The organism is Pseudomonas sp. 43NM1, assembly GCF_002836905.1.
In the GTDB taxonomy this organism is placed as follows: Bacteria; Pseudomonadota; Gammaproteobacteria; order Pseudomonadales; family Pseudomonadaceae; genus Aquipseudomonas; species Aquipseudomonas prosekii.
Genome location: NZ_MKGS01000047.1, coordinates 1 through 11,931, shown reverse-complemented (window position 1 = coordinate 11,931; position 11,931 = coordinate 1). Strand labels below are relative to the sequence as shown.

Genomic DNA, 11,931 nt, shown 5'->3' with positions numbered 1-11,931 from the left:
TCAGGCCTGCCGTTCAACGGTTGCTGCTGCCCGAGTCGCGGGGTGGCGGGTTTGGAATGAATTTGGGCGGTGTGCTTGGCACCGACCTTTGCTGCGGATAGCCATTACCGATGCCGCCGTTTTGCAGGGTCGGAGGACGCGGCGCCGGAGCGAACGTCGGCTGGCGAGTTTCAGGAGTATTGGGCTGTGTGCCCTGCATGCTGTTTGGATTGGCCCGGCGCGTCGGGCTGTTGTAAGGATTGTTATTGACGCCCGTCGGGCTCTGCGCCAGTAACAACGAGGAGCGTGAGGTATCGGCTTGCGCCATCGGGCCGAGCAGTCCGCTCAAGGCCAACAGGGCGCAACCCAGCATTAATCTGTTCATGGAGAGCCTCTCTAAGGGCTACGGGGTCAGAATCTTCTGATGCCACGCTACGCCCGAGGTTCGCATTTGTTAACTGAAACCTCCGTCACAGATGTAACACCCGTTTACCGTGCCGCTTATCTCCCCGCAGGGCCGGGGCGCAAACCGCTGAAACTTTTGCGCGAAGCCGCGGGTCACCTGATCATCACTTGACGAGTAGACGACGATGGCCCGAGCAATATGGAAAGGCGCAATCAGTTTCGGCTTGGTCCACATCCCTGTGGCACTGGTGTCGGCCACGTCCCATCACGGCGTGGATTTCGACTGGCTCGATAGCCGCAGCATGGACCCGGTGGGCTACAAGCGCGTGAATAAAGTTACCGGCAAAGAAGTCACCAAGGAAAACATCGTCAAAGGCGTGGCCTACGAAAAGGGCCGTTACGTGGTGCTCAGCGAGGAAGAAATTCGTTCAGCGCACCCGGTTTCGACGCAGACCATTGATATCTTTGCCTTTGTTGACAGTGAGCAGATCCCTCTGCAAAACATCGACACACCCTACTACTTGGCGCCGGACAAACGCGGTGGCAAGGTCTACGCCCTGCTGCGTGAAACCTTGAGCAAAACCAAAAAAGTCGCCCTCGCCCACGTTGTACTGCATACCCGCCAGCACTTGGCGGCGTTGATGCCGCTGGAGTCGGCGATGGTTCTGGTGATGCTCCGCTGGCCAGCGGAAGTGCGCGGTCTGGATGAACTGGAGCTTGGTAGCGAGGTGACCAAACCCGAGCTGGCCAAAGGCGAGTTGGAGATGGCCAAGCGCCTAGTCGAGGACATGAGTGCCGACTGGAAACCCGAGGATTACCGCGACAGTTTTGAAGACAAGATCATGGCGCTGGTTGAGCGCAAGGCCAACGAAGGCAAGATTGAGGATGTCGAGAGTGCGACTGGCGAGGAGGAACGCAAAACCGCTGATGTCATCGATTTGACCGAATTGCTGAAACGCAGCCTGGGCGGCAAGGCGCCGAGCAAGCCTGCAGCCAAACCTCGTAAAACCGCGGCCAAAGCGGCCCCGGCGAAAAAAGCCACGAAGAGTTCTCGCGGCTGACTGCCGCTGAGCTCGCAGCACAAGGTAGTCGGCCATGGCTAAACCGGTGAGTGAATACACGCGTAAACGCAACTTTGAGGTGACGTCCGAGCCGCCTGAATCGGCGCCGGCGAAACGCGGCAAAAAAGCCGCCTCGGCGTTGCGTTTCGTGATTCAGAAACATGATGCACGCAACCTGCATTACGACTTTCGCCTGGAGTTGGACGGCACGCTGAAAAGTTGGGCGGTGCCCAAGGGACCGAGCCTTGACCCGTCGCAAAAGCGTCTGGCAGTGCACGTCGAGGATCATCCGATCAGTTACGGCACGTTCGAGGGCAGCATCCCCGAAGGCCAGTATGGCGCTGGGGATGTGATTGTCTGGGATCACGGAGTCTGGCAACCAATAGGCGATCCGCAGGAAACGTATAAGGCTGGCAAGTTGAAATTCACCCTGATCGGCGAAAAGCTCTCGGGCGATTGGGCGTTGGTTCGTACACACTTGCGTGGCAGCAGCGACAAGCAGCAATGGCTGCTGATCAAGGAAAAGGATCAGCAAGCGCGCCCCATTGATGAATATGACGTGGTCGCCGAGTTGCCCAAAAGCGTCATAAGCGATGCCACAGTTGGCGACAAAAAAGCCAAGGCCAAAAGCAGTAAGACGAGCAAGACCAGCAAGTCCGCGAAAAAACCAAAAACTACCAAACCCGTCGCTCTCCCGGAGAAATTCACCCCGCAGCTCGCTACGCTGATGGAAAAGGCCCCGCCGGGTGAATGGCTGTACGAAATCAAGTTCGACGGTTATCGCATCCTCGCACGTATCGACGACGGCGAAATCCGATTGCTGACCCGTAACGGCAACGACTGGACCGCCAAATTGCCGCTGCATGCCAAGGCCTTGGCCGATATGAAGCTTGACGGCAGCTGGCTCGATGGCGAAATGGTAGTGCTGAACGACAAAGGCTTCCCGGATTTTCAGGCGTTGCAGAATGCTTTCGAAATTGGTCGCTCGGTCGACATCATTTATTACGTGTTCGACGCGCCATTCCTGCAAGGCGTCGACCAGCGTGAGTTGCCCGTCGAGGATCGGCGAGCCGCGTTGAAAAAAGCCCTCGGGCGCAAGTCTCGGCAGTTAATGCGGTTCTCCGAAGCTTTCACCGCCAAGCATCAGGACATTGTCGAGAGTGCCTCCGCATTGTCGCTCGAAGGCGTGATCGGCAAACGTGCCGGCAGCCTGTATGTGTCCAAGCGCAGTCCGGACTGGATCAAGCTCAAATGCCGTTTGCGCCAGGAATTCGTGATCATTGGCTACACCGCGCCACAAGGTTCGCGCAGCGGTTTTGGCGCGCTGTTGCTGGGCGTTTACGACGATAAAGGCTTGGTGTATGCCGGGCGCGTCGGCACTGGCTTTAATCAGGCCGATCTCAAGTTGTTTCATGGGCAATTGCAGGAGCTTCAACGTAAATCTTCGCCGCTGGGCAAATCACTGACCACGGCACAAGCCAAAGGCGTGCATTGGGTCGAGCCGACGCAGGTGTGCGAGGTCGAGTTTGCCGAGTGGACCCGCGAGGGTTTGGTGCGCCAAGCGGCGTTTATCGCCATGCGCACGGACAAACCGGCGAAGGAAATTGTTCGTGAATTGCCACAGTCACCGAAGGCGAACAAACCCGTGAGCGAAAAGAAGACCGCCAGCAAAGACGCGAATGTCGCTGGTGTAAAAATCACCCATCCTGAGCGGGTGATTGATAAAGAGAGCGGCACGCAAAAGCTGCAATTGGCACAGTTCTACGAAAGCATCAGCCAATGGATTCTGCCGTTTTTGGAAGATCGGCCTGTCGCCTTATTGCGCGCGCCGGAAGGCGTCGAGGGCGAACAGTTTTTCCAGAAGCACGCCGAACGCCTGGCGATCCCCAACATCAAGCACCTGGACCCGAAAATTGACCTCGGGCACGCGCGACTGATGGAAATCGACAGCGTGCAGGCGCTGATCGGTGCGGCGCAAATGGGCACCATCGAGCTGCACACTTGGGGCGGCACGCACAACAAGATCGAAACGCCGGATTTGTTCGTGCTTGACCTCGATCCCGACCCGGCGCTGCCGTGGAAAAGCATGGTCGAGGCCACGCAACTGACGCTGTCGGTGCTGGATGAAATCGGCCTCGACGCCTTTCTGAAAACCAGCGGCGGCAAAGGCATGCACGTGATCGTGCCACTGGCGCGCAAGGAAGATTGGGATACGGTCAAAGCGTTCGCCAAAGCCATCGCTCAGTTCATGGCGCAGCAATTGCCGGAACGGATTACCGCGACCATGGGCCCGAAGAACCGGGTCGGCAAGATTTTCGTCGATTACCTGCGCAACACGCGCGGGGCCAGTACGGTGGCGGCGTATTCGGTCCGGGCACGGCCGGGATTGCCGGTGTCGGTACCGATTACGCGAGACGAGTTAACAAAAATTCAAGGCTCGCAGGAATGGACGGTGGCCAATTTGCTTGAGCGTTTGCAGGGGTTGAAGGCTGATCCGTGGAAGGGATACGCGAATCGGCAGAAGATCACGGCGAAGATGTGGAAGCAGTTGGGGGCCCAGAAGCCTTAAAGGTTGTAGTGAGAGTGATTGCCTCATCGCGAGCAAGCTCGCTCCCACAGGGGATCTATGGCGTGCGTAAATCCCTGTCGGAGCGGGCTTGCTCGCGATGGCGGCCGCAGCTTCGCTGCATCAATCAGATCAACACAAAAATCGCCAGCAACCCGCCGAAAATCGCCCATTTCTCCAGGTAATACCGCGCACGGTTACGTTTCTTCAATTGCTTGCCGCGCAGGCGAATTTTGTAGATCTTCGCGAACAGACGATTAATGCCGCCGGTCTTGTCGCCCGCATCATTCGGCGCACCCGCCGCCGACATGACATTGCGGCTGAACCAACGGTTAAACGCCGCCGCCCAGCGATATCTCATCGGCCGCTCAACGTCGCAAAACAGGATGATGCGGTTCTGGTCAGTGGTGTTTTCGGCGTAGTGAATGAAGGTTTCATCGAAGATCACCGCTTCACCGTCGCGCCAATGGTAATTCTCGCCATCGACGTTGATGTAGCAACCAGCGCTGTTCGGCGTTTCCAGGCCCAAATGGTAACGGTACGAGCCGGCATACGGGTCGCGGTGGCGCACCAGTTTCGAGCCCGGTGGCAGTTCGGCGAACATCGCAGCTTTGATCGAGCCGATGCTTTTCACCAGTTCGGTGGTGCGCGGGCAGAGCTTCTCGGCTGAAGGATGGCTGTCGCCGTACCACTTCAGATAGAAACGTTTCCAACCACTTTTGAAAAACGAATTAAAACCGACGTCGTTGTACTGATCGGAACGCTTGATTTCACCGGCGCGCAGCAGGTTCTGCCCTTCTTCGCGAATTTCCTGCCAGTGAGCTTGCAGCGGACTGAGGTCGGGAAATTGCGCCGGGTCGAGGTACGGTCGGCTGGAAATTTTCGAGAACATATAAAGGAAGCAATTGATCGGCGCGAGAAACGTCGAGTGATCGCTGAGCTGGCGGCCCAACTTATGGCGTACGCGACCGCGCAGGTGAACATACGCAATGGAGACAACATAAATAGCGGCAATAATCAGTTTCACGGCAATCGTCACACGTCAGGGGTGAACAATCTGCGCGGTGCCGGCCAAGCGGAGTGGCGCAGTGTCTGGATCGAAAGAGCAGTCCCGAAGGCGCGTCCTTGAGCGAATGCCAGCATGGCATTGGGATGAGAGATGGCATTTTAGCCACACTTTGTAACCAAGAGTTAACGAACAACTGTTAAAAAGTGTCCGCTGGTACTGCCAAAGTGCCCGTGCGGCCTCAACGCCCTATCGTTTAAAGAGCCAGACCAGTACAATCGCCGCCAAACATTACGCGCCCCCCTTGGTTGATGACGGGAACGATCCCGCCTCAGCGCACTTTGACTCGGGCCAAGCGCTCCATTGCTGCTGTCCACTTATTGCCAGATGGACCTTCCGCTTCTGACCGGGATGTATTTCCCGTGGCCTGAATCCCGGAACCGGGTACTGAATCGGTACTGCCGCACCCCTAGCTACTCTGAATGCTTCGCAGGAAAAACCTTTGATTTCTACAGCTAACATCACGATGCAGTTCGGCGCCAAGCCGTTATTCGAGAACGTTTCGGTCAAGTTCGCCGCGGGCAACCGTTATGGCCTGATCGGCGCCAACGGTTGCGGCAAGTCGACCTTCATGAAAATCCTCGGTAACGACCTCGAGCCGTCCGGCGGCCAAGTCATGCTCGAGCCGAACGTGCGTCTGGGTAAATTGCGCCAGGACCAGTTCGCCTACGAAGAATTCACCGTGATCGACACCGTGATCATGGGTCACGAAGAGCTGTGGAAGGTCAAGGCTGAGCGCGATCGCATCTACTCGCTGCCGGAAATGACTGAAGAAGACGGCATGGCCGTGGCCGAGCTGGAAACCGAGTTCGCCGAGATGGACGGCTACACCGCCGAATCCCGCGCCGGCGAATTGTTGCTGGGCCTGGGTATCGGCATCGAGCAGCACTTCGGCCCGATGAGCGAAGTTTCCCCAGGCTGGAAACTGCGTGTATTGCTGGCGCAGGCGCTGTTTTCCGATCCTGAAGTGCTGTTGCTCGACGAACCGACCAACCACTTGGACATCAATACTATTCGCTGGCTGGAAAACATCCTGACCCAGCGTTCCAGCCTGATGATCATCATCTCTCACGACCGTCACTTCCTGAACAGCGTGTGCACGCACATGGCTGACCTGGATTACGGCGAGTTGCGTCTGTTCCCGGGCAACTACGACGAGTACATGACCGTGGCGACCCAGTCCCGCGAGCAATTGCTGTCGGACAACGCCAAGAAGAAAGCGCAGATTTCCGAGCTGCAATCGTTCGTCAGCCGTTTCTCGGCCAACGCCTCGAAAGCCAAGCAAGCGACCTCCCGTGCCAAGGCGATCGACAAGATCCAGCTGGCCGAGGTCAAGCCTTCGAGCCGCGTCAGCCCGTTCATTCGTTTCGAGCAGAACAAAAAACTGCACCGCCAGGCGGTCATCGTCGAGCGCATGGCCAAAGGCTTCGACGGCAAGACGCTGTTCAAGGACTTCAGCTTCCAGGTTGAAGCTGGCGAGCGCGTTGCGATCATCGGCCCGAACGGTATCGGCAAAACCACCCTGCTGCGCACCTTGGTCAACGAACTGACCCCGGATGCCGGCACCGTGAAATGGACCGATGCGGCGGAACTGGGCTACTACGCTCAGGACCACGCGCACGATTTCGAAGACGACTGCAACCTGTTCGACTGGATGGGCCAGTGGACCCAGGGCGGCGAGCAAATGGTTCGCGGCACCCTCGGCCGCATGCTGTTTTCCAACGACGAGATCCTCAAGTCGGTCAAAGTGATTTCCGGTGGTGAGCAAGGGCGCATGCTGTTCGGCAAGCTGATCCTGCAAAAGCCGAACGTGCTGATCATGGATGAACCGACCAACCACTTGGACATGGAATCCATCGAGGCGCTGAACCTGGCGCTGGAGAACTACCCGGGCACGCTGATCTTCGTCAGCCACGACCGTGAGTTTGTATCGTCGTTGGCCACGCGCATTATCGAACTCAGCCCTAGCGGCGTGATCGACTTCAGCGGTACGTACGACGATTACCTGCGTAGCCAGGGCGTTGTGTTCTAAGGGCAGCGATTAGTTTCAAGCTGCAAGGTGCAAGTAAGAGCCCTGTCCATGTGACGGGGCTTTTTTTTTGCGCCGATCAGTACCGAGGATATAGTTAGCCTGCTTCCTTTTCCCAAGCGCCCGCGCCATGATGCAGGCCTCCCACCGCCGCCCGCGAAAGAGCCCACATGTCTGCGCAGCAACTGCCCCCGCAAAGCTCCATGGCGATCACCCTGCAGATCGTTTCCATCGTTTTCTATACCTTTATTGCGTTTCTCTGCATCGGTCTGCCGATTGCGGTGTTGCCGGGGTATGTCCACGAACAGCTGGGTTTCAGCGCGATCATTGCCGGGTTGACCATCGGCGTGCAGTACCTGGCCACCCTGCTCAGCCGCCCGATGGCCGGGCGCATGTCGGACAGCATCGGCACCAAACGGGCGATTGTGTATGGCTTGTCGGGAATTGTGTTGAGCGGCCTGCTGACTTTGCTTTCGACCTTGCTGCAAAGCTTTCCACTGCTGAGTCTGTTGATCCTGATCGCCGGCCGGCTGTTGTTGGGGATCGCCCAAGGCTTGATTGGCGTCGGCACCATCAGTTGGTGCATGGGCCAAGTGGGCGCCGAGCACACCGCGCGGTCGATCTCGTGGAACGGCATCGCGTCCTACGGCGCCATCGCCATTGGTGCGCCGCTGGGCGTGGTGATGGTCGCCGAGTACGGCTTTGAAAGCCTGGGGATCGTCCTTTCGGTGCTGGCGTTGGGCGCGCTGTTGCTGATTCGCAACAAACCGTCGGTGCCGGTGGTGCGCGGCGAGCGCCTGCCGTTTTGGGCGGTGTTCGGGCGGATTGCGCCGTTCGGTGCGAGCCTGAGTCTGGCGTCGATCGGCTACGGCACGCTCACCACATTTATCACTTTGTATTACCTGAACCGCGGCTGGGACGGTGCGGCGTATTGCCTGACGGTGTTTGGCGTGTGTTTCATTCTGTCGCGGTTGTTGTTCATTTCCTGCATCAGCCGGTTTGGCGGGTTTACCTCGGCGATTGCCTGCATGACCATCGAGACGGTTGGCCTGGTGCTGTTATGGCTGGCACCGTCCACGGCTTACACCTTGATCGGCGCCGGGCTGACTGGGTTTGGCCTGTCGCTGGTGTACCCGGCGCTGGGCGTCGAAGCGATCAAGCAAGTGCCCAATTCGAGCAGAGGCGCCGGATTGAGCGCTTACGCGGTGTTCTTTGATCTGGCATTGGCGATTGCCGGGCCGCTGATGGGTGCGGTGGCGTTGAACATGGGGTATTCGTGGATTTTCTTTTGTGCGGCGATGTTGTCGGTGACCGGGCTGGGGCTGACGATGCTGCTGAAACGCCGCGCAATAACCTGACATCCAGAGTCGGCTTCGTAGGAGCATGGCTTGCCCGCGATGGTATTTCGGGAACGCCATCGCGGGCAAGCCATGCTCCTACAAGGGTTTGTGTCAGGCTTATTGATCCGCTGTTTGCATCCCCGCCCGACTCGGTTTGCCCAGCGCATGCGAGAAAAACCGCCCCGCTTCCGAGATCAAATTGCGATGAATATCTTCGCGATCAACGCCGTCCGCGTCCGTACACAACGCCGGCATCGCGGCGATCTGCTCTTCATTACACGGCGCCATGAACACAAAGTGCCCTGCCCCCGCGAGTAGTTTGAAGTCCGGCGCAATCGGCAGTTTGCGCGCCAGCGCTACCGCGTTCTTGTCGAAAGCCACCAATTTGTCGCCATCGCCGCTGTAGAGCAGCACCGGCACATGCACATCCGCCAAGGTGTGGCGACCGAACTTCAGGCTCAGCGGCGCCATCAACAGCAAGGCATGCACGCGCGGGTCGGCGACCGGTTGCAGATCGTCGCGGTCGACAATCAACTCGCCTTGGGTGTTGCAGGCATCGCGGTCATCCGGGCGTTCCTGGCAATACCGCCGCAGCCGATCGAGGTCTGGCGTCGCGCCCGAGAGGATCAATGCCGTCTCGCCACCCGCCGAGTAACCAATCACCCCGACCTGATCTGCATTGACGAAAGGCGCCAACGCGGCATCGCCGAGCGTCGCGGTAATCGCTTCGGAGATTTGCAGCGGGCGGCCATATAGATTGCTTAAGGTGCCGAGGCGGCTGTGGTCTTTGGAGTTGTCGCCGGGATGAATCACCGCGACCACCACAAAACCTTTGCGCGCCAGTGACGTCGCGAGGTCGTGCAGCGCCAGCGGCGTGCCGACGTTGCCGTGGGACAACATCAACATCGGAAACCGGCCAATCGCAACGCGGGTATCTTCGCCAGCCTCGATCGTGTACCCCTCGAGTTTGCTGGTGTGCTCCGTGTCGCTGGACGGGTAGAAAGCGATGGCGCGCATCGGTTGCAGATCCAGCGGATCGAGAAAGGTTATCTCGTGATAACCGACGCTCCAGTGCGCGTGCAAACCCGGCGCGGCGTGCACTGAATTCAGGCTGCCGAGCAGGCAAATCAGTAACGTTGCACAAAGACGCACCATCGGCTGCCCCACTTTTCTTGCTTGCCTGAAAAGCCCGTAGTGCTCCCGATCAGGGAGGACGCAGCCTTGTGCCAGTGTTTGCGGCGGTCAAGGTCATTGTGCGACGGGATCGTAACGCCTCGTTTGCATAACCTGGGCCACAACATGAAAAATGATCAAACACAAAAAAACTCTGTAACTGATCATTTCCACAATCAGAATACAGAGTTTTTCAGGTGCTGCTTCGGGCTTTATCTATTTTTTACGCTGCGGCAAACAGTTGCTCGCTGATCTGCGTGTGCGCATCGCTCAGGGCTTTGCTGCGCACTTCTTCGCCGTAAGCCAAACCGTGGGCGCGGACGAATTCGATGTCAGTGATGCCGAGGAAACCGAACAACAATTTCAAGTAATCTTCGTGCGCTACACCGCTGGCCTGACCGACGTGCAGGCCGCCCGACGTCGAGACGATCACCAGTTTCTTGCCAGCGCACAGGCCTTCCGGACCGGCTTCGGTGTAACGGAACGTCTGGCCGGCGACGGCGATGCGGTCGATCCAGGCTTTGAGTTGGGTGGGAATGGTGAAGTTGTACATCGGCGCGGCAATCACCACGGCATCGGCGGCGAGGAATTCGGCCAGGGTCGATGCGCTCAGTTCGGCTTCGTGTTGTTGTGCAGCGTTGCGCAGTTCGGCGGTGGTGCCAGCGGCGACCAGGGTGGTGGCGGAGAAGTGGCTGATGGCGTCGGCAGCGAGGTCACGGTAAGTCACCACGGCAGAGGCGTCGGCCGCTTGCCAGGCTTTGACCACTTCGCCGCTCAACTGACGGGAAGCCGAGTTGTCACCCAAAATGCTCGAATCGATATGCAACAGTTTCATAAGTGATCTCCAAGTGAGGACCGCCACCGGGCGATCTGATGGCGGTGATGCTACAGATCAATCCAATAGCTGATTAGCCCGCAACAATGCGATAGTTCGTCCCACTGATAGAACAGTCGAGCGCAAACCATGCAAGATTTGAATGACCTCTACTATTTCGCCAAAGTCGTCGAGGCCGGTGGATTCGCGGCGGCCGGGCGTTTGTTGGGGATTCCCAAGTCGCGGCTGTCGCGGCGGATTGCCGAACTGGAAGAACGCCTCGGCGCGCGTTTGCTGCAGCGCACCACGCGCCAACTCAAGCTCACGGCGGTCGGCGAACGCTATTTGCGTCACTGCCAGGCCATGTTGCTGGAAGCGGAAATGGCCGACGAAGCGGTAGCGAGCATGTCCAGCGAGCCGCGCGGGCGATTGCGTGTGTCGTGCCCGGTGGGGCTGGCGCATGAAATATTGCCGACGGTGATCAGCGACTTTCTCGAAAAATACCCGCAGGTGCAGCTCGAAGTCTTGTTGCTCAACCGCCGCGTCGATCTGGTCAACGAAGGCGTTGATGTCGCTCTGCGCGTCCGCGAGCTGGGCGATGAAGATCCGTTGCTGGTGACTCGACGCTTGCGTCAGGCGCAAACGCTGTTGGTCGCCAGCCCGGCGTTTCTGCAGGGACGCGAGATCAATCATCCGGATGATCTGAAGGGTTTGCCGATCCTCGGCGCGCTGGAACCGGATCGCATGGTGCATATCCGCTTGCTCGATCAGCAGGGCAAAAGCTGCGATATGGCGCTGGAAGCGCGGCTGGGGATCGACGACTTTATTGTGCGCAAGGCCTGCGCCCTCGCCGGCCAGGGTTTCACCGTGCTGCCGATGTTGTATTGCGAGGAAGAAATCGCCAACGGCTCGCTGATTCGGCTGTTGCCGCAGTGGTCACCGCCGGGCGGTTGGCTGCAAGCGGTCTACCCTCATCGGCGCGGGGTGATGCCGGCGGTGCGCGCCTGGCTCGACCATTTGATCGAATCTTTCAATGCTTGCGGGGACCGATTGATATGAAGGCTGGACGCATGAGCGAAGCAGACGTCGCCGAGTTTTGCCTGGCGCTGCCCGGCGCTCGCGAGGATTACAAGTGGGGCGGCGTGCGCGTGTTCTCGATTGCTGGCAACAAGATGTTCGCGTTGCAAAACCTGCGCGGCGACTCCCTGGCATTCAAGGTCGACAAGGACTTGTTCCTCGGCCATTGCGACCGCCCGGGCATCCACCCGGCGCCGTACCTGGCCCGGGCGCAATGGATCATCATGCAACCGCCCTACCCGCTGGGCGCCGAAGAACTGCAAGCCTTGCTGCAACGCTCGCACCAATTGGTAGTGAGCAAATTGCCCAAGCGCACGCGGGTTGGGTTACTCCTGTAACGACACCACTTTTGCAGCAACTCGCCCCCCTGTAGCAGCTGGCGAAGCCTGCGTTCGGCTGCGCAGCAGTCGTCAAACCTGAG

Annotated in this window: 10 protein-coding genes; 6 read left to right on the top strand and 4 right to left on the bottom strand. The window is 58.6% G+C overall.

All coding sequences use genetic code 11. The features are described from left to right. Nucleotides 1–13: 13 nt before the first annotated feature. A complete protein-coding gene (locus tag BI292_RS06385) occupies nt 14–364 on the bottom strand; it encodes a hypothetical protein (protein ID WP_101207346.1) in 351 nt (116 codons plus the stop codon). A 205-nt stretch (nt 365–569) separates the two neighbouring features. On the opposite strand from BI292_RS06385, the gene BI292_RS06380 reads away from it, so the two are divergent. Beyond that, a complete protein-coding gene (locus BI292_RS06380; RefSeq protein ID WP_092280943.1) occupies nt 570–1,445 on the top strand; it encodes a Ku protein in 876 nt (291 codons plus the stop codon). A gap of 34 nt (nt 1,446–1,479) precedes the next feature. Continuing rightward, entirely contained in the window at nt 1,480–4,014 is a 2,535-nt protein-coding gene (ligD, locus tag BI292_RS06375) for a DNA ligase D (RefSeq protein ID WP_101207345.1), read from the top strand. A gap of 124 nt (nt 4,015–4,138) precedes the next feature. Here the strand turns inward: ligD and lpxO are convergent, their stop codons facing one another. Continuing rightward, nucleotides 4,139–5,038 carry a lipid A hydroxylase LpxO gene (gene lpxO, locus BI292_RS06370; RefSeq protein WP_101207399.1) on the bottom strand — a complete coding sequence of 300 codons (900 nt, stop codon included), beginning with the start codon at nt 5,036–5,038 and terminating at the stop codon, nt 4,139–4,141. A gap of 481 nt (nt 5,039–5,519) precedes the next feature. On the opposite strand from lpxO, the gene BI292_RS06365 reads away from it, so the two are divergent. Next, nucleotides 5,520–7,109 carry an ABC-F family ATPase gene (locus BI292_RS06365; RefSeq protein ID WP_092280939.1) on the top strand — a complete coding sequence of 530 codons (1,590 nt, stop codon included), beginning with the start codon at nt 5,520–5,522 and terminating at the stop codon, nt 7,107–7,109. 167 nt (nt 7,110–7,276) lie between these two features. Beyond that, entirely contained in the window at nt 7,277–8,464 is a 1,188-nt protein-coding gene (locus tag BI292_RS06360) for an MFS transporter (protein ID WP_101207344.1), read from the top strand. A 99-nt stretch (nt 8,465–8,563) separates the two neighbouring features. Here the strand turns inward: BI292_RS06360 and BI292_RS06355 are convergent, their stop codons facing one another. Both BI292_RS06355 and BI292_RS06350 read right to left on the bottom strand, forming a co-directional pair. Then, complete coding sequence (locus tag BI292_RS06355) at nt 8,564–9,601, bottom strand: dienelactone hydrolase (protein WP_101207343.1); 1,038 nt, start codon at nt 9,599–9,601, stop codon at nt 8,564–8,566. Nucleotides 9,602–9,842: 241 nt separating this feature from the next. Further along, a complete protein-coding gene (locus BI292_RS06350) occupies nt 9,843–10,454 on the bottom strand; it encodes an FMN-dependent NADH-azoreductase (RefSeq protein WP_101207342.1) in 612 nt (203 codons plus the stop codon). A gap of 129 nt (nt 10,455–10,583) precedes the next feature. Between BI292_RS06350 and BI292_RS06345 the strand changes: the two genes are divergently transcribed. Continuing rightward, on the top strand, nt 10,584–11,492 hold the full coding sequence (locus BI292_RS06345; RefSeq protein ID WP_092280931.1) for a LysR substrate-binding domain-containing protein: 909 nt from the start codon (nt 10,584–10,586) through the stop codon (nt 11,490–11,492). Continuing rightward, nucleotides 11,489–11,848: an MmcQ/YjbR family DNA-binding protein gene (locus BI292_RS06340; RefSeq protein ID WP_101207341.1), complete on the top strand. Its 360-nt coding sequence runs from the start codon at nt 11,489–11,491 to the stop codon at nt 11,846–11,848. Before BI292_RS06345 ends, BI292_RS06340 begins: the two co-directional genes overlap by 4 nt. The last annotated feature ends 83 nt before the right edge of the window (nt 11,849–11,931 follow it).